Raw genomic sequence first — 25,572 nt, 5'->3', positions numbered from 1 at the left:
GGAAAAGCAATGAAAAAGCGGACAGGTCCGCTTCAACTTCCTGAATCCCTCATTCATGAGGGACCTGGCTGCTTTGCCGCGCGCGAGCGGATTGCCTGGCAATAAATTTCCTTTCCGCGAGCTGCGCATCCCGCCCGGAGGGCTTTCTCTCATAGGAAATCTATATACTTTAGTACTTCACAGTAACACGGTCTTTCCTATAGAACAAAAAACCTGTCTCCGGCAGTTCCCGAAGACAGGCTCAGATTGCTGTATATTCTCTATGCTTCCGGCTCCGTCCCATATGTATCCAGATATTTCTGTACATCCTCCCTGAAACGTTTCCAGGCATCTTCGTTTTTCACATAGTAAATGGGACATTCCTTCCCGGTCACATCATAGTGACGGATTACATCATCCACAGGCAAATTGAATTTTCCACAGAGCCAGGCTGTCAGCTCCACCAGAGAATCATAGGTCTCCTGGGTAAACTGTCCCGTCTCATCCTTGTGGCAGCACTCGATGGATAAGGTATCCACGTTGCGGTCATTGGAAGCATAGGAAATCTCCGTACTGGGAATACACTGTACGATTTCCCCTTCCAGACCTACCACAAAATGGCTGCTGGCCTTGGTTTTCTGGGTATCCTTAAGACTCTCAAAGTAACTGCGGTTCTGAATGGCCGTGGTGCCGGGATTGGCTGTGTAATGGATGACAATTCCTTTCACTTCCTCCAGAGCTGTCTGAGGCCTGGAATAGGGATTGGGCGTTAAAAGCTCCACCTGATAATCCGGGGTCTGAGCGATTACCTTCTGCCGGAATTTATCTTCCTCATCTTCCGCTGCCTTCCTGCCATTTTGCTCTACTTTTTTGGCCTGTACTTCGTCAGGCGCCTTATCCTTATGGAAAATTCTCGTAATTCCAAACAGAATCAGAAATACTCCCAGACAGAGGAGCACGCATCTTTTTACAAGCTGTATGGTTCTGCGGCGTTTCCTGCGGCGTTTTCTGGCTAAATATGCTTCTCTCCTTCTTCTCTCTTCACTGGTCACTGTAATCTCTCCGCTCTTTTTGTAAATTTTGAAAATACATACCTGTGCATCGCCGGCATGTAATTCTTCCTTTGTTCTTCCCTTAGTATACACCCTTTTTCGCTAAAAAGAATTAACTTTCTTTAAATTTTTTGTAAGAAAAAAGTAAGAAGTATTCCTGTATATTCAGCTGCCGGCATCCCGTTACCGGGAGAGCCCTGAAAAGTATTCTTCCGCAGTCCCAAGGGTTTCATTCAGCAGTTCTTCCGTATGGGCCAGTGACAGAAACATGGCCTCAAACTGAGAGGGAGCCAGATAAATCCCATGTTCCAGCATATAGTTGCAGTAATCTGCAAAAGCTCCCGTATCAGAAGTTTTTGCACTGTCATAATCTGTTACTTCCTTCTCCGTAAAATACAGACAGCCCAGTGAACCCACATGGTTCACCCGGTAAGGCAGTCCGCTATTTTTCAGAATTTCCTGCAGGTTCCCATAAAATCCATCGGCTTTTTCATGGAGAGCGGTATAGTATTCCGGATGATTTTTCAACAGGGTAAGCTGTGCCATACCTGCCGCCATGGCAACAGGATTGCCGCTTAAGGTGCCTGCCTGATAAACGCCTCCGGAGGGGGCTACCAGTTCCATAATTTCACGTTTGCCTCCGTAGGCTCCCACAGGCATTCCGCCGCCGATAATTTTACCAAAAGTGGTAAGGTCCGGCGTTACATGGTAATACCCCTGGGCTCCGTCAATGCCAAGGCGAAATCCGGTAATCACCTCATCAAAAATCAGCAGAGCCCCATACTGGCTGCAAAGGCTGCGCAGTCCTTCCAGAAAACCGGGCAGAGGCGGAACCACGCCCATATTGGCCGCCACAGGCTCCACAATGACTGCGGCAATTTCTTCTCCGCACCGCTCAAAATGCTCTTTTACACTGTCCAGACTGTTATAGTCTGCCGACAGGGTATCCTGTGTACAGCCCACAGGCACGCCCATACTGTCCGGGATGCCGGAAGTCATGGCTCCGGAACCTGCTTTGACCAGCAGCCCGTCAGAATGACCATGATAACACCCGGTAAATTTGATTATTTTATTCCGGCCCGTATAACCCCTTGCCAGACGTATGGCGCTCATAACCGCTTCCGTGCCGGAATTGACCATCCGTACCATTTCCATGGAGGGAATCAAATCACATACCAGTTCTGCCATTTCCACTTCTGCGGCAGTAGCTGCCCCGAAGCTCAGTCCGCGTTTGCAGGCTTCCGCCACACAGTCCAGCACTTCCGGACTGCCATGGCCCAGAATCATGGGACCCCAGGAGCCGATAAAGTCAATATAGCGATTTCCATCCTCGTCATAAAGATACGCTCCCTGAGCTTTCCTGATAAACCGGGGCGTAGTCCCCACTGAGCCAAAGGCGCGCACCGGAGAGTTCACTCCGCCCGGCATTACCTTTACCGCTCTCTCAAATAATGTTTCCGATTTCGTCATATTATGCTCCTTTTCCGCGTTTATTACACAGGCAATTACGAAACGATTCAATTATCAAAATTTCATGTACAATTACCACCGTTTTCTTAAATATTTTCATCATACAAAAGGCCGAAATGTCAGACGCACCGAACATTCCGGCGAGCCTCTGAATACAAAGAATCATGTTCAGCAGAGGCTTCCATGTTTCTTTGAGTCTCGCCTCCATGGTGCTGAAATGCATTTCTCACCTTTCGTATGAGAAAATATTTGTACTCAAACTTTCTGAATTGTACATGAAATCAGTATAATTACTGAGTTTCGCAATTGCCTGTGTTTATTACAGCTATTTTATCCGATCATTCCCTCGTCCATGCATCTGGCCAGTTCTTCTGCAAAATAGGTAAGATAAATATCCGTTCCCGCCCGGAAGGCGCTGACCGCCATCTCGCACATAATAGTGGTTTCATCAATAAATCCTGCCTGTGCAGTGGTTTTTACCATGGCGTACTCTCCGCTGACGGAATAAGCGGCAACGGGGAGATTCGTACTGTCTTTTACCTCCCGGATTAAATCTCCGTAAGCCATGGCAGGTTTCACCATCAGGATATCGGCTCCTTCCCGGACGTCCAGCATGGCTTCTTTTAAGGCTTCTCTGCGGTTATGATAATCCATCTGATAGGATTTGCGGTCTCCGAAGGCCGGGGCGGAATCTGCCGCATCCCGGAACGGCCCGTAAAAAGAAGATGCAAATTTCACCGCGTAAGACATAATGGGAGTATTCACATACCCGTTTTCATCCAGCATCTTCCGGATTGCCGCCACACGTCCGTCCATCATATCCGAGGGGGCCACCATATCTGCTCCCGCCTGTACCTGGGAAAGAGCTGTCCGGGCCAGATATTCCAGGGTCCGGTCATTGTCCACTTCCTGTCCCCGGAGAATTCCGCAGTGTCCGTGAGAAGTATATTCGCACATGCATACGTCCCCTATCAGATATAAATCCGGACAGACTTCTTTCGCTTTGCGGAATCCTCTCTGCACAATTCCGTCCGGGTCATAGGCGCCCCTTCCCATCTCGTCTTTTTCTCCGGGAATTCCGAACAGTATGACCCCGGTTACTCCCGCGTCCAGAAGCTCCGTGAGTTTTTCCTCCATTCTGTCCACACTGTAACGGTACTGCCCGGCCATGGAAGGAATTTCTTCTTTCAGATTAGTTCCTTCCATCACAAACATGGGATATATCAGAGATGATTTATCCATTCTGGTTTCACGCACCATTTTCCGCAGCACACTGCTTCCCCGCAGCCGGCGGGGACGATTGACTAATTCCATTTTACTTTCCTCCCGATTTCTCTGAATTTATAGTTTCCCTTTTTCTATCTGCCTGACCGCTTCCTCCGGAATAGAGTCACCCAGATAAGTTCTGCCCGGCTCCTGTTTCCCGGTAAATTCCTGCCGGAGCTGTTCCATGGAAGAATGGATTTCCTCCCGCAATTCCCTGGCGGAAATCAGGCCACAGCCCTGGCCCAGGATAATAATCTGTTCCAGGCCGTCTGAGGTTACCACCGTTACCCGGTATTTTCCCGCATGTTCATGGGCAAATTTCTCAATATACTGGTCTGCTGTTTCCGCTTCCTTCGTAAACACCACATGAATGTTGTGATAGTCCAGAAGTTCCGTCTTATGGCGCTGTACCCGGTAAGCGTCAAACACCACAATCAGGTTACAGTTTCTTATCCCCTGGTAATTAGAAAGGATATCCAGCAGTTTTCCTCTGGCTCCGTCCACATTTTCTTCCGCCAGTTCCCGTAAATCCTCCCAGGCAAAAATCACATTATAACCGTCCACCAGCATGTATTCCTCCCTGGATTCCGGTTTCCGGTACGTGCGGACTCCTGCAGGAATGTGCTGGGAGGACGCGGCTTTTTTCCTGTGAAATCCCTTTCTTCCTGCCTGCTTTTCCCGCTTATTTGCATTCAGCGTATGGGAAAGGATGGCCTTCGCTTCTTCTTCCCCAATCCAGGGTTCCTCCAAGAATTCTTCCGCCTCTGCCGCCCGTTTCGGAAACTTCCCCGGAACTTCTTCATCCTCCTGGCTTTTCCTCAGAAAATCCGGGCTTTCCACATGCATATAATCCTTCACCTGATTCCATCTTACCGAAAATCCTGCACCGTGGGCACAGAATACGGAATCCGGAGAATGTTCCACATCTGCTTCCGGGTCGTAGGCGGCCTGCTCCGCTACTTCCTGCTGATTGTGACAGGGTTCATAGCCTTTCAGGGTACAGGACAGCCTTCCGTTTCCTCTGGTATAGGAAATCACCTCCCGCTGATAATCTCCCATGGCCGCCGCGGGAGCACTGCCCGTAATTACCGCCATTCCATCCTGCAGCAAAGGCGCTCCAAAAGCTCCATGCATACGCTCCAGATCCGTCAGAGCCCGCCCCACCGTATCTTCCGGCACTTCCAGCCGGAACTGATAATAAGGCTCTAACAGCACCGTTTCCGCCTCCATCAGCCCCTGGCGTACCGCCCGGTATGTGGCCTGACGGAAATCCCCGCCCTCGGTGTGTTTCAGATGTGCCCGGCCCGTGACCAGGGTAATTTTCATATCCGTAATGGGTGAGCCAGTCAGCACGCCCCGGTGTTCCCTTTCTTCCAGATGGGTCAGAATCAGCCGCTGCCAGTTCCTGTCCAGCACATCCTCACTGCAGCAGGCATCAAACACCAGTCCGCTGCCCGGCTCGCCGGGTTCTAACAGCAGATGTACTTCCGCATAGTGACGGAGGGGCTCATAATGTCCCACGCCCTCCACCGGACGGGCAATGGTTTCCTTATACAGAATCTTTCCGGCACCGAAAGAAATATCCGCTCCGAACCGTTCTTTCACCAGGCTCTTTAAGATTTCGAGCTGCACTTCCCCCATAATCTGCACCTGGATTTCCTGCAGCCTCTCATCCCAGACAATATGAAGCTCCGGTTCTTCTTCCTGTAACTGGTACAGTTTGGGCAGCATGGCAGCCGCATCCCATCCCGGCGGCAAAATCATCTGGTACGTCAGCACCGGAGCCAGCAGAGGCAAAGGGGCGTCCGCCTCAATTCCAAGCCCGGTGCCCGGACGTGTATCGCTCAGTCCGGTAACCGCACAGACCATCCCGGCTTCCCCTTCCTGAACAGTCTCATATTTTTCTCCGGAATACAGGCGTATCTGGCTGACTTTCTCCTGTTTATCCGTCAGAGGGGTTCTGACCGGCAGATTTCCCCCTGTGATTTTCAGCCAGGTGAGCCGGTTCCCCTGGCTGTCTCTGGCAATTTTAAATATTTTTGCGCCGAATTCATCCGGATAGTCCGGCTCGCGGGTATACTGCTCCAGTCCTTCCAGAAACTCCCCAATGCCTGTCATTTTCAGGGCGGAACCGAAAAAGCAGGGAAATATGCTGCGTTCTGCTATCAGTTCTCTGAGCCGGTCTGTCTCCAGCCTGCCATGCTCCAGAAAATATTCCAGGGCATGTTCCTCGCACACGGCGCAGTTTTCATAAAATTCCTCTGTGTCCCGCTCCGTGAAATCCACACAGTTCCCGTTCAGCTCTGTCTGAATCTCCTTTAACAGCAGTCCTCTGTCCGTTCCCGGCTGGTCCATTTTGTTGACAAACAAAAAGACCGGAATCCGGTACCGCTGCAGCAGCCGCCACAAGGTGCGGGTGTGGCCCTGAACACCGTCCGCTCCGCTGACAACCAGTATGCCATAGTCCAGAACCTGCAGGGTGCGCTCCATTTCCGCCGAGAAATCCACATGGCCCGGCGTATCCAGCAGCGTAAATACCGCCTGTTCTGTCTGCAGCACGGCTTGCTTGGAAAATATGGTAATTCCTCTGGCCCGCTCCAGCTCAAAGGTATCCAGAAAGGCGTCTCCTCTGTCCACCCGGCCCATTTTGCGGATAGCGCCCCCTGTATACAGCAATGCTTCCGACAATGTGGTCTTTCCTGCGTCCACATGGGCCAGAAGGCCGGCGCTGATATATGTTTTATGCTTACTCCGCTTATTTTCAGATGTGTCATCCATCGGAAACACCTCTTTCTTTCGTCTGTAGTTTCATTATTATAACACAGGAACGATGAGAAGTCGAAACATTTTGGCTGACACATCTTCCACTCAGTATAATTCCAGCTCTTTCTGCAAATCATGAAGCAGCTTTCCAAGGGGCTTTTTCTTCCGGTCCTCCGGCGTAATTTCCGTGCCGAATATTACCTGCTTTATTTCATCATCAGAAATGTCTGCTCCTCGCAGAACTTCCCTGATTCCTTCCCGCTGACTCCTGGAATATGCCTGGTGCTTTTCCAGAATCTCCTTCACTTCAAGTTCATGAATCCGGTAAGCCTCCCGGATACGCATAGCTTCCAGATTATTTCTGACTGCCTGATTTTCAGATATAATATCAATCTCCACATGATCCAGACTCTCCATCTGAAACACAAAAGTAAGTTCCTTCTCCCAGTCCAGGGTTTCGTCAAAGGGCGAAGCAAATATGTTGTTCCTGCCGCTTTTCACCCGGTTGCAGTTCGCGCATACCGGAACCAGATTGTACAGAGATATGGCAAACACCGGATACTCTGATTTACTGAAAAAATGATCCAGCTGGGCCCCTGACACATGGCCTGCCCGGCAGTTGATATAGTCCCGGTTGCAGTAGGGGCATACGGTAAGACCTGCCTGTTTCACAATCCTCACCCGCATGGAGTCTTTGTCTCTCCTGGCGTCTGCCATTTTTACAAAAGCCTGAGAAAATTCCAGCCAGGGATGTTTCAGTTTCCTGCTTTTTGCCTGAAAGCATTCTTTATCCATAATACTTCCGGAAACAGTTCTGATATAATCTTCCGTCTCTTTGAGTTTTGCAAAGGGCGCCAGTACCAGTTCCTTCAAATCGGTACTGCCTTTCACAAAAAATTTCTCCGGAAGAAATGCCCTGCTGCTTTCCAGTATCTGTTCCTGGACACTTTTATCCAGAACTTTTGCAACGCCTTCCCAGTATTCTTCTTCAAAATCCCTGGAATATCCGTCCAGTTTTATCAATTATTCCATCTCCTTCAGTCTGTCTATCTGCTCCTGCAGCTTTCTTTTTTCTCTTTCCAGTTCGCTGATTTTTTTCCCGGTACTTCTCTGTTTCCCATAATCAGATTCCGCCAGCATTTTTTTCAGCTGATAACGGTATACAGGCTCCCCAATCTGTTCTGTCAGCAAATCCAGTGATTCATATTCATCCTCTGTTTCATCAAAATAATTTTCCAGTACATGCTTCGGATTTACTTTCTGCTGTAAACAGTCCATGATATTTTCTATCAGTTCTCTGGCATATTCCCCTATGGTATAACTCATGAAAAAGTTGTCTTTCAGCAGCTTATGGATATTCTGTCCCATAGTTTCTTCTCTGCTACGACTTCCTGTGTCTCCTGCACTTCCTGACAGATAAGTAATATCCTCATTTCGGATATCGGAAATCAGAAAGGGAGAATTCGTAGTCACCACAATCTGAACCTTTCGTTCTCTGGAATTCACCAGTTCCAGCAATTCTTTCAGGTAACCTCGCTGCCACTCCGGATGATAATAGATTTCTCCCTCGTCAATAAAAATAAGGGCCGCCTCGCCCTCCAGCAACACTTCTTCCCTGCTGAATGCGGCTTCCGCTGCCATCCCATTATACCTGTCCATTTCTTCCAAATCCCCCTCCAGAAACCAGTGAAGTCTGGACAGAAAGGACAGCTTTGCATACTGGCCTGCGGAAAAGTACCCCATTGTTGCATCCGGCAACTGCATAAATTCCTTCAGTTCTTCCGTGATATCTGTCTCCTTCTGCAACTCATCCAGCCGGAATTTTTTCCTTTTCTCGCCCTGCAGGCGGCTGAGCAGGCAAAATTCTTTTTCTTCTGTCATATCCAGATATTCGCAGAGTTTTTTTCTGCCGCATTTTTTCAGAAAAGAAATCTGATAGCAGAGTTCCCGGTTAAAGCCCGCTGTAATACTCCACCCATCCTGTACCAGCTCCATTGCTTTCCGTTTCCGGATAAAACTTCCTGTCTCGGAATAATCCACCTGCCGAAATCCGTCATTTATTTTAGATACTCTCCGCTTCTCCCTTTTCTCCTCATCATAAACTGCTTCTTCCGGGCTGTCCTGTAAAAGCTCTCTCTGGTCTCCCCGTAACTGACCGGAGAAATAAGCCGCCTTGCTCAGTTCCCGGATATTTCCGTAAATTCCTTTGCGGAACGGCGTCACTCCTTCTCCCTCTATCTCTGGCAGATTGGTGAGGAAATACGGTTTCTCATCCAGTGAAAATACTGCCAGAAATCTGGCACTCTCATCCAGAAGCTGATAATCCTTATATTCTTCCTCTTTCACACATCCTTTTTCACAGGATAATTTTCCTTCTTCTATCAGCTTCAGCAGTTTGAAAAAGGTTTCCCGCAGGAAATCCATAACACTGGTTTTCCCGGTGGCATTCTTTCCCACCATACAGGACAGGGAATACACGGACTTTCCGTAAATATGGGGAATCCCATGCTCCGATTTTCGCTCTGATATGGCGGATTTTCTGTCAAAGGAAAATCTGTGGTCAAAATCAATGACCTGATTTCGCAGTCCTCTGTAATGGTCAAGCCAGACCAGAGAAAATACCATGGAACCATGGAATTCTTTTCCGCGGTTTTCGTTTCCCAACACAAAATTCTGTATTTCTTCTATGGTCTGTACGTCAAAATACGTCTCCAGCATCCAGTCGGTATATTGATATGGCAAAAGAACTGGCCGTATTCTTTTTAAATGATATACATTTATCAGTTCATCATAAAGACCAATTCCCATCAAAGGCTTTCCGTCCACATACAAAATCCTGTCTCCCTTAAAATCATTGCTCCAAAGCACCGATGGTTCCCTGCAGGCAACAAACTCCTTATCGGACAATCTATAAATATAATCATGAAAGGGATTTTCAAATTCTTTCCCTTCTTCCATTTCCATCTGCTCCAACAGAAAAGAACTGATCAGGCTCATAATCATCAGGGAGTCCAGATACCAGAACTTGGATTTTAATTTTCTGCTCTTTTCAAATCCGGAATATTCTATCACCGTAAAAATCTGATGTCTGGATATTTTATTATTCAAAATATCATACAATGGATATTCCTGAATTAATGCTTCTACCATGTAATCAGGCAGATTACCGATATATCTGGTTATCAGATGAATCCCCTGATACGCATACCCTGTATCATTGGGAGTGCCTGCATTTGAAACATGACAATATAGTGCAGCAGCTATTTCAGATGCATATTCCTCTAATTCGCGTTCACTGTCCTCCGGATAAAATTTACACAGTAATTCAATGGCTTCCTCATTGTCAGAAAAATCACCATAAAACTTACGATAAAATTCTGCCAGACCCAGATACAGAATCTTCTGGTACTCAGGTTCTGAAATCACCGTCTCATCATATACTCCTGTGTTAATAATATAATAATACCCCCAGGCTACATGCCGGTTCCGGCACAATGCCTTATAATTTTTATTTGCCTTTATCCATTCATGAAAGGATATCAGAAATGACATCAGGTCTGCTGCAAACCGCCGCACGCCATTTTCATAATCATCCGTAACATAAGGCTTCTCATGCTCCGCCTGGATTACCTTTCCTTCTTCCTCAAAAATTTTTACCAGAAATTCCAGAGCTTCGCTTCTGCTTTCCGGCGAATTCTCCTCCAGCAATTGAAAACCTTTTGGAATATCTTCCTTATGAGCAGTTATCAGATTTATGATTCTGTTCGTAAACCATCCCGAACTCCCCTTACCTTCCATAATTTCATCCCCCTGTATCTTCTTCCCTCAATTCCCTCTGCTCAGCGCTCGCACACCATATAGAGCAGTGCATTCACAATAGCCGCCGCCACGTTGCTGCCGCCCTTTCTTCCCCTGGCCACAATATAGGGCACAGGAAGCTCCAGAATCATTTCTTTGGCCTGCACCACATTTACAAATCCCACCGGAGCGCCGATAATCAGTTCCGGCTTTACTTTCCCTTCCTGTATCAGCTCATACATCCGCACCAGTGCAGTGGGGGCGTTTCCCACCGCCAGAATAAAAGGCCGGTTCATGGCCGCAGCTTTGTCCATACTTGCCGCGGCACGGGTAGTTCCCTGGATTCTGGCCTGTTCCGCCACATCCTCATCTGAAATAAAATTATAACATTCCATGCCAAGCTGCTTTAAGGCCTTTTTATTGATACCTGCCCTGGCCATCTGGGTATCGGTGACAATGCAGGCTCTTTTCTGAAAGGCCTCCCTGACAGCGTCCAGCACGTTTTGGGAAAACACCAGGTTATCCGCATAATCGAAATCTGCCGTGGTATGTATCACACGTTTGATAATGGGCGCGTACTTTTCCTCCAGCTTACGTGTTCCAAGTTCTTCCGTAATAATTTCAAAACTGCGCGCCTCAATTTCCTGAGGCAGCACCTGTTCTAACTCTGTCTTCATAAAGATTCTCCTTTCTGCTCTTTCAACAACCTCCGAATATCCGCTGTCACCTGGGCGGCTTTCCTGTGATTGCTTCCTCCGGCAGTCACCCCCACGGTAATATCACCTTCTCTGGCAATGCCGGGAAAATAAAAGTCACATTTTTCCTTATCAGACGCCACGTTCACGGGAATTCCCTTATGACGGCACTCCCGGAAAATCCTGTCATTGACCGTTTTGTCATTGGTGGCAGCCAGCACCATATCCGGCTCCTGCAGCTCTCCCGGCCGGAAGGGTCTGTATTCCAGTGTAAGGTTTGTCTCACGTTCTGCCCGTTCTTTCAAATCTTCGGAGATTTCCGGGGCTGCGACAGATACCCTGGCCCCGAATTCCAGCAAAACCGAGACCCGTCTTGCGGCAATGAATCCTCCGCCGAATACCTGCACCTGCTTTCCTTCCATATTGATAAATATCGGAAAATAGTTTCCCATATCTGCTCCTTTACCATTCAACCCCGCGTCTTGCACCGATTTCCCGGTCGTAGGGATGTTTTTTCTTCTCCATTACAGTTACATAATCCGCAAATTCCAGAAGTTCCGGGGCAGGATTCCGCCCCGTCATCACAAGTTCCAGATTTTCCGGTTTCTCCTTCAGAAAATCCAGAAGTTCCTGCCGGTTTATCATATTCTGGTTATAAACTGCCAGGATTTCATCCAGTACCAGTAAAGTCCCGGTCGGATACCGGTCTGCCATCTGGCGTGCAGCAGCCAGTACCCGGTGCAGATGGGCGCTGTAACAGACGACCGCTTCCCGCTTTTCTTCCGGCGTCATCCGAAAAGTAAAGCCAAAATTCTTTTCACAGAGCAGAAGCTGTATGGCTTCCACTTTTTCAAAAACCGCCAGTTCTCCGGAGGTATTTTTCTTCAGAAACTGAGTGAACAGAACGTGCCCTCCGGCTCCTGCAAACCGGACAGCCAGCCCCACAGCCGCTGTGGTTTTCCCTTTCCCTTCTCCCTCATATATGTGAATCAGACCTTTTTCTGTCATATGCCTCGCTCCAGAATTTCATATATTTTTTCCATATTCAGATGGCGGCGCAGCGTATCCGCCAGCAAATCGTACTGTTGTTCCTTATACCGGTAACGGTTTGTCTGTCCCGCCATCTCCAGAGATATTCCTTTCCGTTCCGCCAGAATGTTCACCAGAGCAAAAGCTATGCCCTCTCCGTCAAAAATCCCATGAACATAAGTTCCATAAACATGTTCTCTGTAACAGCCGTCCGGCTTCCTGCTGACAGGCTCTTTGTCAGACTGCATACGGAGATACGTCATAGCTCCATCCATGATTTCTTCTGTCCGGTTAATGCTGCTTTTCGTCCTGCCCATATGAATTTCGTAGCCCTCCAGCTCCATGCCGCTCAGCCCTGCCAGGGCTCCCGTCAGCTCCCCAAAGGTTCCCGCTACCCTGGTTCTGGTTTTCTCCTGAACGAAAGTGGTTTCCATGGGAAGAAGTCCCATTCCCCGCAGAGCGCCCCCTTCTTCTACCTGTTCCGGGTCAGACAGGAGTTCACCCAGCATCTGATATCCGCCGCAGATACCGAATATCACACATCCCCGTTCTGCCGCCCGCAGAATGGCGCCTTCCATTCCGCTCTGCCGCAGCCATTTCAAATCTCCCATGGTATTTTTCGTCCCCGGAAGGATAATCATATCCGCTCCTTCTAACTGCTCCGCCGCTGTCACATAGGTAAGGGTCACCTGTTCCATACATTCCAGCACTGCAAAATCCGTAAAATTGGAAATCCTCGGCAGCTTCACCACTGCAATATGAACGGGGCCTCCTTCCCTGCGGGAAGAAAAACGTTCCGTCAGACTGTCTTCTTCCTCTACATCCACCTGCATATAAGGAGCCACTCCAACCACCGGAACTCCTGTAATTTCCTCTATCATTTTCACCCCCGGCTCCAGGATACTTTTATCCCCGCGGAATTTGTTGATAACCGTTCCCTTCACATAATTTTTCTCTTCCTCTCCAAACAGGAAAATCGTTCCTGCAAGCTGGGCAAACACACCGCCACGGTCAATATCTCCCACCAGCAGCACCGGAGCCTTTGCCATTTTTGCCATTCCCATATTTACAATATCTTCCTGTTTCAGATTAATTTCCGCCGGAGAACCCGCTCCCTCAATTACAATAATATCATACTCTGCCTCCAGCCCATGGTAAGCCGCCAGAACATCCGGTATCAGCTGCTTTTTATAAGCAAAATATTCTCTGGCGCTCATAGTTCCATGTACTTTACCGTTGACAATCACCTGAGAGCCTGTGTCGCTGGTAGGTTTCAGCAAAATGGGATTCATCCGAACCGAAGGCTCCACTCCGGCAGCCTCCGCCTGCATCACCTGTGCCCGTCCCATTTCCAGTCCTTCTCCTGTAATAAAGGAATTCAATGCCATGTTCTGAGATTTGAAAGGTGCGGTCTTATGGCCGTCCTGTCTGAAAATCCGGCATAAACCTGCCGTTATCAGGCTCTTTCCCACATTTGACATGGTACCCTGTATCATAATTGATTTCGCCATTTCTGTTTTCTCCCTGTCTGTTTATCTGTCTTGTACGATTCTTCTCCGGCCTGCTGTCCAAAATGCAGCTCTGTAAATCTTTTTTATTTTATCACAAACAGAATAAAAAAGGAACCTGCTCTGCACACAATGCAAAACGGTTCCCTTTTCAGTTACTGTTCACTGGTATCCTGCGAACAGTAACCCTTTTTATCCTGCTGTCATATTATGTACATAACTTATCAGATATCGGAAGGCAGTACAAACTTGCCAATCAGCTCATCCAGACAGATTGCCTGTGCAGACAACTGTTCACTGGTTGCAGAGGATTCCTCTGCAGTAGCAGAGTTGGACTGAACTACTTCTGAAATCTGGCTGACGCCCTGTTCTGCCTGCTTCATGGCAGTCGCCTGGTCTGCTGCAGTGCTGCTTACAGCTTTGGAGGAAGATGCTATCTTTCCGATTCCTTCCACTACGGTTCGGATAGAAGCAGAAGCCCGTTCTGCTGCTTCATTTCCTTCTTCAACCTCCCGGATGGCACCCTCAATCAGCTCTCTGGTTTCCACTGCTGCTGTGGAACTCTGCTCTGCAAGCTGTCGAATCTGATCTGCCACTACGGAGAAGCCTCTTCCTGCCTCTCCTGCCCTTGCCGCTTCAATCGAAGCATTCAGGGAAAGCAGGTTGGTCTGAGACGCAATATCTTCAATTTCAGAAATAATATTTCCAATCTTCTGAGAAGCCTCGTTAATCCGCTCCATAGCCGCTACCATCATTTCCATTTCGCCCCGGCTGTGGTCTGCCTCATCCGCATACTGCTGTGCCAGACGGTAAGACTCCTCCGCCTTTTCCGCTGCCATCACAATATTGTCCGTAATCGTCATAATCGTAGCCTGCATTTCCTGTACGGCGCCTGCCTGGTCCGTTGCACCCTCTGCAAGGCTCTGGGACGCCTCCGCCAGATTCGTAGCACCTGCGGAAACCTGTGTGGAAGCCTCGTCAATAGACTGAAGCGTGGTAACCATCTGCTTCTTTAATTCACGCAGGGAAAGATAAATCTGTTCAAAATCTCCCGTATACCGCTTCTCATCCTCAGAGTAAACGTCATAATTGGAATTCGCCATCTCACCCAGCAGACGTTCTTCATCTGCAATGACAAAGTTCAGCGTAGCTGCCATATGGCCTGCCACTTCTATCATTTCTGCCACTTCATCCCTGGTATTCACCTCCGGGAACGGAGAAGACAGATCTCCGGCTGCAAAAGTCTCCAGCCGATTCTTTAAATTAATCAGAGGAGTTGCAATACTTTCTGCAATTCTGGTACCCAGATGCACAGCCAGATAAATAGCTCCCACAATTACTGCCACGATTACGACAGGCAGCACAATACTGAGAACGGAAAGCTGACCGGATAAGGATTCTCCTTTGGAAACCTTGATTTCCATGATTTCTGTCAGATCACTGTAAACCTCCTCATACATGGGAGCCAGTTCTCCCATTGCCCTCTCCTGCGCCTTGATGCACTGCTCCCTATCCGTAGTGGCGCCCATGTCCAGAATCTGCTGTTCCACCTTCCAGTATTCTTCCAGTTCTACCTGCAGTTCCGAATAAATCTTCTTATTGGCTTCCGTTACCATGGTTTTTTTCAGTCCGTCAAATTCCTTCTGGAACTCTTCTTTGCACTGGTCATGCTGTGCTACCATGGAATCAATGGCATCCTGTTCTTCATATCCGATGATGCCTCGCAATGCGGATCTTGTGTCTGCAAAAGTTGCCATTGCCCTTCCCACGTCTCCCTGGGCAAACCCGTAATTAACCAGCGCGCCGGAATAAAGCCGGGATACAACAATTAACCCTATCACCCCGATAGCTGCAACAACTGCCATCATTCCTGAAATCAGCGTAAACGATTTCTTCAGTCGTTCCATAATCTGCATGTTATTCAGTTTTTCTAACATTTCTTTCTCCATCCTTCTTCCTAAATTTCCGAATTCTTCCACATGCCTTTTGGGATTACTCAGGCCATATCGGACTTTCGGACAGATGCCATGTGCAGAATGCAAACAAAAGAAACCTGCTGTATGATATTCCCTGTACTCCCATGTTTGTATTTTTCTATAACATCTCTGCTATCATTGTACCCACTTTGTCGGTTTTCGTCAATCATTTCAGGAAAATAAGTTCATATAGTTCACGGAACCAGTATCTTTCTCAATGCTTCTGTCAGAATCCTGTTCTCTTCTCTGCTGCGCACCGCAATCCGGTACCAGCCCTCCTCCAGCCCCGGAAAATTACTGCAGTTACGGATTCGGATACCATGGGCTTCCAGCGCCTGGTCCAGTCCTTTTCTGCTTCGGAAAAAAATAAAATTTGCCTCGTGACCGTATATTTGCAGGAGTTCCGGAGCATATGCGGAAAGCTGTTCCAGCAGAAAGGCTTTTTCCCTCGCCACAGCCTTCCTGGTTTCAGCCAGAAATGCCTGCTCCCCGGCCGCCGCAATACCTGCTTCCTGCGCCGGGACCGACACGTTCCAGGGCTGGGTAACTGCCCGCATCTTTTCCAGTATTCCGGAATTGCCGCAAAGGCCATAGCCCAGGCGCAGCCCAGGCATTCCAAAGGTCTTTGTGAAGGCTTTCACAACAAACAGATGTTCAGATTTATTCAGAAAAGGCTTCATGGAATCCGCCTGACAGCCAGCCCCGTCTTCTCCTGGGAAAAGCCGGGAAGAACCACCGGTCGTTTCCTGCTCCGGCAATACAAAGTCCAGAAAACATTCATCCACCACAAGGACTGCCCCGGCCTGCCGACACCGCTCCAGCAGCCGCTCCAGCATATTCTGCTCCGTCAGCACCCCGGTGGGATTATTGGGATTGCAGACAAACACCATATCCACCGTATCATCTATCGGAGCCAGAGAATGCTCTGTGATTCGGAATCCCTGCTCCGGTTTCAGATACTCCCGGATTACCTGACAGTCCACACTTTTTAAGGCCTGCTCATATTCCTGAAAGGTGGGCGCAAACACCAGCGCTTTCCTGGGTTTTAAGGCCAGCGCAAGGGAAAAAATCACCTCCGCCGCACCATTCCCGCAGATGATTTCCTGAGGTTTCACCTGCTCCAGTCCTGCAATGGCCTGCCGCAGCCTGCCGCACCCCACCTGAGGATAACGGGTAATCCCGTCCAGAGCCTCTCTGGCCCGTTCCACTGCCCGCTGAGGCGCCCCCAGCAGGTTGATGTTCGCAGAAAAATCTGTGAAACCAGGATAGCGATAACTGTCTCCGCCGTGTTCGTACATTGTCTTCCTCCTTAATCTCCTGTCCTTCCTTACTTATCCAAACCCCTGATACGGTCCGGCTATACGGAGCCGAACCTCTCCCGCAGCAGAATCCCTCCCCCTGTCAGAAGCAGCGCCGCCAGAGCCATGGGAAACATAAAATCATATTCCCCTTTCATCATCTGGAACAAAGCCAGCTTTCCCAGGTATTTCGACGCACCGATGTTCACAAAAAAATATACCACCGCCGCCATGTAGCCCAGTACCACCTGGTTGGTAACCCCGCTGACAAAAAATCCAACGGCGCCCAGAAAACAGATTTCACAAAAAGAACCCTGCCACAGCCTGCCCATGGCAAACTGGCTGTTTCCCTCCTTCATCAGCCATAAAAATACCGTCACCACCAGGGCCAGAACCGTAAGGGCTTCCAGTAACCGTACCAGATACAGCTTCCAGAGAGGCGTGGCCCTGGATTTTTCCAGCAGCCAGATTTCCCGGTTCTGCTCCGGCATAAACAGAGGCGTCAGCAGAAGGATACCCGTAAAGGCCGCATACATTTCCATTACCTTTGCCGCCTGCTGTTCATCCAGATTCCGAAAACTCACGAAAAATCCTGACATACAGCAGAACAGCAGGGTAACCAGCAGATGGGGCCCATACTGCCTGCGGATGAAACTATTTCCCGCGCTTAAATATTTTTCCATAAACAGTCTCTCCTTCCCTGCGTTTCTTCTCATAAATTACAAAAGTCAGACACAGCAGCAGTACGGCCAGTATAAAATAATATCCCCGATTCAGGAACAATTCCTGCCGCTGGCTCCAGAATTCACCGGTATCGCCCAGAGCGTTCCAGCGCACAATCAGATGAAAACCGAAATTTCCCGCCAGTGTGGCGGACGCAAACAGACTGCCAATGGCCCAGAATACCTGGACAAAAATGGAAATCACATTTTCCGTAAACTCCGTTATAAGAAAAGATAAAGCCAGCACTGTCATAATTTCCGGCAAAAGCCAGATTACGCTGTATTTCAGAAAGGCCAGTGTGTCCGGCGTAACGCCCATGGTTTTTGCATGGTACTGATAGGGCATCTGCATGACGAATATGGTAATCAGCACCGGCAGAAACGCCATGCACACATTGGCCAGATAGCGGCTTCCCACAATCTGAACTACAGAAGCTCTGCGGGCATACACCACCTGATTTACCTGCGCCCGCTTATCCCGGAGACAGCGGGTTACTCCCAGAAAAATGGGCAGAACCGCAAGAATAATCCCCGCATAATCACAGAACAGCCTTGCGGTAGCTCCGGTTACCCTGTCTTTCTCACAGAGGGCTTCAAATTCTTCCACTGCCTGTTCATAGGTCATGGGAACTCCCACGCCTGCTTCCAGCTCCTCTCTGCTGTAAGAACTTCCGGCGCCGATAATCTCACAGACCCGCTCCATATGTTCACAGAATTCTTCATACGTCAGCGACTCCCTGGGTACAACGGAACATCCCGTCTGAGCCTGTATGGCCCCTTCCATGGTGGAGGAATCATATTTTTCATAGTGCTCCTGCTCTTCCCGCTCCAGTTCTTCCAGACTTTTTCCGGTGCACTCTTCAAGAATGGAAATTATCTCATTCCGCTCTGTGTCATTCAGGGTAACGCCCCGGTAAAATCCCATGGGGTAGGTAGCGTAGGTATTGCGCTCTGTCTCCATCATAAGTCCTGCCAGGATTTTTTCCATCACTGCCGATTCTTCATGGCTGTTGACCGTACCGTAACTTTCCTGGCCCGGTTCCGGTCGTTCCAGCCGCTCCGTAATCACTTCGCCCATCTGACTGGAAAGGAACATGACAAAGAGCACCACATAAAGATAGTAGACCATGCTCTTTAATATCTGCCTGCATTCTTTTAAAAATAAAGTTCCGAACATGCTCCCACCTCCTATTCTCTGCCGCGACCGGCAGAAGCATGGTTCATCAGATACATATAGGCGTCCTCCACATCGGGGCTGGCCGCAACAGCTCCTTTCACGGGAGATTCCTCCGCAATGATTTTAACAGTGGCAGCACTTCCGCTGGTGAGAATTCCGGTTACCAGAAACTGCTCCTTTACCAGAGGCAGCTCCATGGTGGACACTTCCATGGTGTAAACTTTGCCCCTCACTCCTTCCAGCAGCCCGGACACAGTTCCACGGAACAGAATTTCCCCATGATTCAGTACTGCAATATTCTCACAGGTAGCCTCAATGTCCCCCACAATATGGGTGGAGAGAATCACAGTTCTGTCTCTTGCAATTTCACAGAGCAGATTCCGAAACCGCACCCGTTCCTCCGGGTCCAGTCCGGCGGTGGGTTCATCCACCACAATGATTTTCGGGTCGTGAATGATTGCCTGGGCAATGCCGAGGCGCCGCTTCATGCCGCCGGACATGGCTCTTATTTTTGTCTTATGCTGGTCTCCCAGATTTACTTTTTCCAGCATTTCCGGCACTTTTTTTGCTCGCTCCTTTTTACTCATGCCCGACAGCACTGCCAGATAGTCCAGCCCTTCGTAAGCTCCCATATTGCCGTACATGGAAAAATCCTGGGGCAGATAACCGATGATTTCCCTCACCCGGCCGCACTGTTCCACGGGAATCCCGCACAGCAATACGTCTCCGCCGCTCTTTCTGGTCAGAGTGGTCAGCACCTTCATCAACGTGGTTTTACCGGCTCCGTTGGGGCCCAGAAGGCCGAACATCCCCGGCCCGATTTCCAGATTCACCTGTTTTAAAGCCTGCTTTCTTCCGAAATTTTTCGATAAATTCCTGATTTCTATTCTGGTATCCATATTCCTTCCTCTCTTTCTGCTTCAAAGCTGTCAGCCTGTGCTCCGAATCTGAAGAACAGTATAAAAAGAATTTATCTACAAATTTCCTATAAAATTATAATTCCAGGCAATGACCTGAATTACGATACGCCATTCCTGGCATCAGCCATGAACTTTTGCCGGAGTTTTACCTGTTTTTCACCCCTGCCGTCAGGGTAGCTGCCGCAATGGCTCCCTGATTTACGCTGTTTTGGAGAGAAAGGCTCCCGCCATGGTTCTCACAGAGCATCCGGCAGATGGACAGGCCGATTCCGAAATGCTCCCGGCTGTTTTCCTCTTCACTGAAATACGTTTCCATTCCTCTTCGCAATGCTTTTTCTGAAAATCCCGGCCCGTCATCCCTTACAAACACCGTAAATTCCTGTTCCTGCATGGCCACTTCCACCTGAACCGCTTTTCCGGCATAGCGCAGCCCATTGCTAAGAAGATTTTCAAACACTTCCATCAGCAGATTTTTATCCAGAAACAGCTCCTGCTCCGGAATACTTACATGCAGGCTGATTTCCTTCCCGGTTTGGCTGCGAAGCCCTTCCAGAGCTGCCTCCATCTGTTCTGTCAGTTCCGAAACATGGTACCAGTGTCCGTCCGGCTCCCATTTTTCCATATTCTGAATGGTAGTCATGGTGGTGGAAAACCGCAGCAGCCGCTCCTGCTGCTCATGCATGGTATTCAGTTTTTCCAGCAGCATCTCCTCCGTAACTCTGCCTTCTGGCACATATTTCTGCAGAAATTCCGTATAGCCCCGAATCACAGTCAGGGGCGTGCGGATATCATGGGCAAAGGCCGCATTGATTTTCCGCTGTTCCTCCTGCTGTTTCCACTGGTTTTTCTTATTCTTAAGCAGTGTTTTCCGAATCTGCTCCACTTCCTGGCAGAGGAGCCCCATCTCGTCCTGGCTACGCCAGGTCATTTCATGGCTGTAATCCCCCAGGTTGATGTAATTCAGGCCCTGGGTAATGGCTGTAATTCCCGGTTTGATTTTCGTTTCCAGAAAAAACCTCCCCACAATCACAAAACAGATTACAAGATAGAGATACAGACAGTTGTTGTAAAAAAGCTGTATGGCCGTCTTTAAAAGCGGCCCCCGCATCATAATTTCATGTCCCTGATACTGCTGGCCACCCAGTCCGTCCATCATGCGCCTGCCCAGTACATCCAGCCAGGCCAGGCACAGGTTCCGGGTAATCCAGTACAGGGTTCCAACGCCTGTCATACCGATACAGAGATACCACACCAGAGAGCGAACCAGAGATTTCTCCTGCATAAATTTCAGGAACTGTCCTGTCTTTTCCTCTAACCAATCCATTTATAGCCCACACCCCAGACTGTCTCAATATGCTTCGTGTTCCGGTCTGTTTTCTGACGGATTCTGCGCACATGTTCTGCAATAATAGCGGCGTCCGCCTCTCCGTCAAATCCCCGGACATGCTCATAAATCTGCTCTTTTTCAAATACCTGGCCGCTGTGAGTAAGCAGCAGTTCCACAATGGCAAATTCTGTTTTGGTCAGCCCCGCGTCCGCTCCGTCCACCAGCACCTGACGCCCGGAAAAATCCACCGTAAGGTCTCCCTTCATATAGATATTGCTGTTCTGCTGCCTTCGTTCTTCCCGGCGCAGATGTGCTTCCACTCTGGCCAGCATTTCGTCCATGCCGAAAGGCTTGACAATATAGTCGTCGCCCCCTGCCTTAAATCCGCTGACCCTGTCCTGTTCTTCCGTTCGGGCTGTGAGAAACAGAATGGGACAGTCCACATAATCCCGGATTTTTTCACAGACCGTATAGCCGTCCATATCCGGCATATTTACGTCCATAATAATCAAATCCGGCTGATGTTTCAGTTTTTCCATGGCTTCCATACCGTTTCTGGCCGTGTAAACCAGATACCCTTCCATTTCCAGGTATTCTTTCAGCAGTTTGCGGATGTCCTCTTCATCGTCCACAGCAAGTATTTTCTTCATGTCCCGCTCCTTTCCGCCCTGTGCTGCTTTAAAATCAGGCGGTTATTTTCCAAACAGAATCCCGGCCTGTTTCATATTTTCCATAATGGAAACTTCAAATCTCCTTTGTTTTCGCTATGTACGATTATACCTGTATCCCGGTGAAATGGCAAGTGACTGTTACGGTTTTATCAGCATTGGCGGGTATTCCATGGACTTTACCGTCCAAATGTGATATACTCACAAACAGGAAACACAGCGAAAAATCACAGAAAATTTCATGCACCGGCCCTGCCGGACAAGAGGTATCCTATGACACACAAAGAGAAAGCAGAACAGCTTCTGCACCAGCAATATCACTGTTCTCAGGCATTATTCGGAGCATTTGCCGGGGACTTTGGCCTGGATTTAAAAACTGCATTTAAAATCAGCACCTGTTTCGGAGGCGGTATGCGCCAGGGCGGAATCTGCGGCTGTATTACCGCTTCTCTGCTGGTACTGGGCATGGCTCTGGGATTTTACGATTCCCAGGACAGGGAACTGGAACTTTACGGCAATAAAAAAACGGAAGAATTCATACGGCTTTTTACAGAGCGGATGGAGGGCGCTGTAAACTGCCGGGATATTCTGGGCAAAGATATTTCCGTGCCGGAAGAAATGGCAGCCATCCGCAAAGAAGGGCTGATTCTGGCAAAATGCCCCCAGGCTCTTGACACCAGTATTGAGATTCTGGAAGACATGCTGGAAGATTTTCTGAAAGACGCAGCAGAGAGCAGCATCCGTCTGGAAGACATCCCGGAAAACAATGTTATGCGGGGCGTACTGAAAAATATCGGCAAGCTCCAGCGGTTCCGCAGAAATGTCAGCCAGCTCCTGTTTTCTTCCGCAAAAGACATTGCTTTTATCCAGTTTGATATCCGCAAATTCAAAATTGTCAACGATTTGTACGGCGAAAAATTCGGAGATGAAATGCTGGATTTCATTCGCGAACAGCTCAGTAACGTCTGCAGTCAGGAGCAGTTTTTTATTAATCTCCGCAGCGACGTTTTTATGATTGTGACGGAATACGACCGGAAAGAAGAACTGACGTCGCTGATTCACCGGCTCAGCGTGCAGACCGTTGCTTTTAAAGATGTAAAAATCCAGATGTCTTACGGCATATACATGGTGGAAGACCGGAGCATGGAACTGCGGCAGATGGAAGACCGGGCGGCAATGGCCCGGAAGGCCGCAAAACGCAATGTACTGACCAATATTTTATTCTACGAAGAACAGTTTAAAGATTCCCTGTACAACCGGAAATTCATTGAAGAAAACATGCAGAACGCCATTACGGAACACCAGTTTATGATGTATCTCCAGCCCAAATACAGTATAACCCGAAATAAAATTATCGGAGCGGAAGCTCTGGTGCGGTGGCGTCATCCGGAGCGGGGCATGATTTATCCGGATCAGTTCATACCCATTATAGAGGAAAATGGTTTTATCCGAAACGTGGATTACTATATCTGGTCCAGGGCGTGTCGATTTATCCAAAAATGCGATCAGCAGGGCCTTACTCCCTGTCCCATTTCCGTCAACGTGTCCAGAGTTCATCTTAAGGACGACGCATGTATTCGTTTTCTGGATGAGCTGATAAGAGACAGCGGCATCTCAAGGAACCTGCTGGAACTGGAAATTACGGAAACTGCCGATGATCAGCAGGTCAGCCTGAAAGCCCTGCAGTTGAAAGAAGAAGGGTTTACGCTGCTGATGGATGATTTCGGCAGCGGTTATTCCTCCCTGAATATTCTGCTGGAAACTCCTTTCGACGTGATTAAACTGGATCGGAAATTTATGGAAAATATGATGGTATCGGAAAAGGGCAGGCTGATTCTGGAACATGTGGTGATGATGGCTGACAAACTGGATCTGGGCCTGCTGGCGGAAGGTGTGGAAACCAGGGAACAGGTGGATTTGCTGCGCAGTATCGGCTGTGACCAGGTACAGGGATATTACTATGCAAAACCCATGCCGGAGGAAGAATTTTTTGAGCTGTTCCGGAAACAGCAGGAGGAGGATACTGCGTCATATTCCCTATAATTCCTTTCTCTCCCCCCCCGGATAGCTATCCGGGGGCTAAATCTATCTGTTATTATCCTTCTCATCCAACCATTTGACTATGTAGTGGCAAGCCACTCCGCCCATGACAGTAACTAAAAAAGATGTTAAAAATTCTAACATACCCATACCCCCTTCACTACCTGAATATAAATTATCAACTTCAACATTTTAATAAAATTTTTTTATTTTTTGTCGCTTATTATGCAACTATCTTTTTTTGTTGTCATTTATTTTTTGCATATTATGCAACTACCTTTATATTATCATTTTATTTTTTGCATGTCAATATTTTTTTCGAATCACATGCGAATATTTTATTTTTTATAATTATTTTGTTGCATATTTGCGAATAATATGGTATCATATAATTGACAATGGAGGTGCTGCAATGAATATAGGAGAACGAATAAAACAGCGAAGAACTGAACTGGGATTGTCTGTAGATGAAGTTGCTTCTCGTCTTGGAAAAAATCGTGCCACAATATATAGATATGAAAATAACAATATAGAAAATTTTCCCATTACTGTCCTGGAACCGCTTGCAAAAATATTAAATACTACTCCTGCTTATTTAATGGGATGGGAAAAAGAAATGTTTACAAGTATTTCAAAAGAATTAAAAATCTCGACAGAAGCTCTATATTCTATAAACGCATTTTCACTTACTATTGATAAAAAAACTGAATATTCTATGATGGACATATTTAATGCCATGGTAATACACAAAAATTTTTATGAAATTGTAAAGGAAATGCTTTTATACATTTCTCGCTCAGAAGATGAATGGCAAAAAATGATAGACTATCTTAGTGATAGCAATATTATGAAATCAGTAAGTAAGGATTCTATAAAAGCATTTTGCCGCTCAAATATTACTGATAAATTTGAAAAATTAATTTTTGACATTTTAAGTTCAGATATTAACAGCTTTGATAAAGTAATAAAAAGAGATAGCAACAAAAATATTACTCTCAAGACCAAACCACAAAAGAAAAATCTTACTTTTAGTACCATAAACAGAACAAATGATATTAAAACCACAAAAGAGATAGATAATTTCGATAATATTTCAAATGATTCTACTGCAGGTAACAGACATGAAAACACCGAATTGGCAAAAGAATTTTTTACTGACCCAAACGAAGCCAGAAAATATTTAGAAATGCATCAGATAGCTGCATTTAACGGCATTAAAAATTTATCCGATGAATCAATTATTCAAATGGCAAATATTGCAAAAAGCCGCAGTACAAATTTAGGAGAGAAGAATGAGGGAGATATTAACAGAAGAACGATATAATTTTTTAAAAAGGGAAGCCCATAAATTACTTAATTTATCAACTAACAATAATCCATTTTACCTTGCTAAGGTATTAAAAATAAACATTAATATATGTTCACTCAAAGATGAGTTGAAAGGATTCATATTAGATGACTCCATTTACATCAACAAGAAACTCGACTTATATTCACAAAAAATCATATGTGCACATGAACTTGGGCACTATATATTACATAGAAATCTTAACGCATTTGAATTATTTGATACTGATACCGAAAGTATCACTGAACTTGAAGCAAATTTATTTGCCAAAGAAATAATGCCACAAATGTTTTCAAGAATAGATATGAATGAAATTAAATACGTTTCTGATTTTAATAAATTCATAGAGAATCAAATCAGATTCTCAGAGGTAGTGTAAATAAGTTTGTGTTTTTGGAAATAAATGGCTCCTTTCCGGTAAGAATCAGGATATGGAAATTCTTATCGAAAAGGAGTGTTTTTATACCAGTAGCAAAGGAACAAATTCGACATATTATCTCAGAAAACAACCTAAATAGCGTAGCTGATGTCTATGC

At 47.4% G+C, this 25,572-nt stretch carries 20 protein-coding genes; 3 read left to right on the top strand and 17 right to left on the bottom strand.

The window, feature by feature from the left end; all coding sequences use genetic code 11:
- Nucleotides 1-260: 260 nt before the first annotated feature.
- From VSQ32_01845 to VSQ32_01765, 17 genes are all read right to left on the bottom strand, one after another.
- Nucleotides 261-1,031: a peptidoglycan recognition family protein gene (locus tag VSQ32_01845; GenBank protein ID MEH2941625.1), complete on the bottom strand. Its 771-nt coding sequence runs from the start codon at nucleotides 1,029-1,031 to the stop codon at nucleotides 261-263.
- A gap of 183 nt (nucleotides 1,032-1,214) precedes the next feature.
- Nucleotides 1,215-2,501, bottom strand: a complete 1,287-nt coding sequence (gene hemL / locus VSQ32_01840) for a glutamate-1-semialdehyde 2,1-aminomutase (GenBank protein ID MEH2941624.1) — start codon at nucleotides 2,499-2,501, stop codon at nucleotides 1,215-1,217.
- A gap of 330 nt (nucleotides 2,502-2,831) precedes the next feature.
- Nucleotides 2,832-3,815 carry a porphobilinogen synthase gene (hemB, locus tag VSQ32_01835; protein ID MEH2941623.1) on the bottom strand — a complete coding sequence of 328 codons (984 nt, stop codon included), beginning with the start codon at nucleotides 3,813-3,815 and terminating at the stop codon, nucleotides 2,832-2,834.
- A gap of 27 nt (nucleotides 3,816-3,842) precedes the next feature.
- Nucleotides 3,843-6,545 (bottom strand): translation factor GTPase family protein, encoded by a 2,703-nt coding sequence (locus tag VSQ32_01830; protein ID MEH2941622.1) that lies wholly within the window; start codon nucleotides 6,543-6,545, stop codon nucleotides 3,843-3,845.
- Nucleotides 6,546-6,635: 90 nt separating this feature from the next.
- On the bottom strand, nucleotides 6,636-7,553 hold the full coding sequence (locus tag VSQ32_01825; protein ID MEH2941621.1) for a hypothetical protein: 918 nt from the start codon (nucleotides 7,551-7,553) through the stop codon (nucleotides 6,636-6,638).
- Complete coding sequence (locus VSQ32_01820; GenBank protein ID MEH2941620.1) at nucleotides 7,554-10,328, bottom strand: hypothetical protein; 2,775 nt, start codon at nucleotides 10,326-10,328, stop codon at nucleotides 7,554-7,556. It lies immediately after the preceding gene.
- Between the two features lie 41 nt (nucleotides 10,329-10,369).
- A complete protein-coding gene (locus tag VSQ32_01815) occupies nucleotides 10,370-11,005 on the bottom strand; it encodes a precorrin-8X methylmutase (GenBank protein ID MEH2941619.1) in 636 nt (211 codons plus the stop codon).
- Nucleotides 11,002-11,475 carry a bifunctional precorrin-2 dehydrogenase/sirohydrochlorin ferrochelatase gene (locus tag VSQ32_01810; protein ID MEH2941618.1) on the bottom strand — a complete coding sequence of 158 codons (474 nt, stop codon included), beginning with the start codon at nucleotides 11,473-11,475 and terminating at the stop codon, nucleotides 11,002-11,004. The genes VSQ32_01815 and VSQ32_01810 overlap by 4 nt, the downstream gene beginning before the upstream one ends.
- Before the next feature lie 10 nt (nucleotides 11,476-11,485).
- Entirely contained in the window at nucleotides 11,486-12,031 is a 546-nt protein-coding gene (locus VSQ32_01805; GenBank protein MEH2941617.1) for a cob(I)yrinic acid a,c-diamide adenosyltransferase, read from the bottom strand.
- The gene (locus VSQ32_01800) at nucleotides 12,028-13,563 is read right to left on the bottom strand and encodes a cobyric acid synthase (GenBank protein ID MEH2941616.1); all 1,536 of its coding nucleotides are present in this window, start codon (nucleotides 13,561-13,563) and stop codon (nucleotides 12,028-12,030) included. Before VSQ32_01800 ends, VSQ32_01805 begins: the two co-directional genes overlap by 4 nt.
- Nucleotides 13,564-13,784: 221 nt before the next feature.
- A complete protein-coding gene (locus tag VSQ32_01795) occupies nucleotides 13,785-15,497 on the bottom strand; it encodes a methyl-accepting chemotaxis protein (protein ID MEH2941615.1) in 1,713 nt (570 codons plus the stop codon).
- Between the two features lie 233 nt (nucleotides 15,498-15,730).
- On the bottom strand, nucleotides 15,731-16,834 hold the full coding sequence (locus tag VSQ32_01790) for a threonine-phosphate decarboxylase (GenBank protein ID MEH2941614.1): 1,104 nt from the start codon (nucleotides 16,832-16,834) through the stop codon (nucleotides 15,731-15,733).
- A gap of 59 nt (nucleotides 16,835-16,893) precedes the next feature.
- The gene (locus VSQ32_01785; GenBank protein ID MEH2941613.1) at nucleotides 16,894-17,517 is read right to left on the bottom strand and encodes a hypothetical protein; all 624 of its coding nucleotides are present in this window, start codon (nucleotides 17,515-17,517) and stop codon (nucleotides 16,894-16,896) included.
- Nucleotides 17,489-18,733, bottom strand: a complete 1,245-nt coding sequence (locus VSQ32_01780) for an ABC transporter permease (protein ID MEH2941612.1) — start codon at nucleotides 18,731-18,733, stop codon at nucleotides 17,489-17,491. Before VSQ32_01780 ends, VSQ32_01785 begins: the two co-directional genes overlap by 29 nt.
- An 11-nt stretch (nucleotides 18,734-18,744) precedes the next feature.
- Nucleotides 18,745-19,632 (bottom strand): ABC transporter ATP-binding protein, encoded by an 888-nt coding sequence (locus VSQ32_01775; GenBank protein ID MEH2941611.1) that lies wholly within the window; start codon nucleotides 19,630-19,632, stop codon nucleotides 18,745-18,747.
- A 166-nt stretch (nucleotides 19,633-19,798) separates the two neighbouring features.
- Nucleotides 19,799-20,977 (bottom strand): HAMP domain-containing sensor histidine kinase, encoded by a 1,179-nt coding sequence (locus VSQ32_01770; protein MEH2941610.1) that lies wholly within the window; start codon nucleotides 20,975-20,977, stop codon nucleotides 19,799-19,801.
- Entirely contained in the window at nucleotides 20,965-21,630 is a 666-nt protein-coding gene (locus VSQ32_01765; GenBank protein ID MEH2941609.1) for a response regulator transcription factor, read from the bottom strand. The genes VSQ32_01770 and VSQ32_01765 overlap by 13 nt, the downstream gene beginning before the upstream one ends.
- Nucleotides 21,631-21,921: 291 nt before the next feature.
- On the opposite strand from VSQ32_01765, the gene VSQ32_01760 reads away from it, so the two are divergent.
- The 3 genes from VSQ32_01760 to VSQ32_01750 all read left to right on the top strand — a co-directional run bounded on the left by VSQ32_01760 (nucleotide 21,922) and on the right by VSQ32_01750 (nucleotide 25,415).
- Entirely contained in the window at nucleotides 21,922-23,691 is a 1,770-nt protein-coding gene (locus VSQ32_01760) for a C-GCAxxG-C-C family (seleno)protein (GenBank protein ID MEH2941608.1), read from the top strand.
- Between the two features lie 409 nt (nucleotides 23,692-24,100).
- The gene (locus VSQ32_01755; protein ID MEH2941607.1) at nucleotides 24,101-25,012 is read left to right on the top strand and encodes a helix-turn-helix transcriptional regulator; all 912 of its coding nucleotides are present in this window, start codon (nucleotides 24,101-24,103) and stop codon (nucleotides 25,010-25,012) included.
- Entirely contained in the window at nucleotides 24,981-25,415 is a 435-nt protein-coding gene (locus VSQ32_01750) for an ImmA/IrrE family metallo-endopeptidase (GenBank protein MEH2941606.1), read from the top strand. Before VSQ32_01755 ends, VSQ32_01750 begins: the two co-directional genes overlap by 32 nt.
- The last annotated feature ends 157 nt before the right edge of the window (nucleotides 25,416-25,572 follow it).

The sequence above is a fragment of the Lachnospiraceae bacterium JLR.KK002 genome, from assembly GCA_036941025.1.
Lineage (GTDB): Bacteria > Bacillota > Clostridia > Lachnospirales > Lachnospiraceae > Petralouisia.
This window is presented reverse-complemented; position numbering and strand designations above follow the sequence as displayed.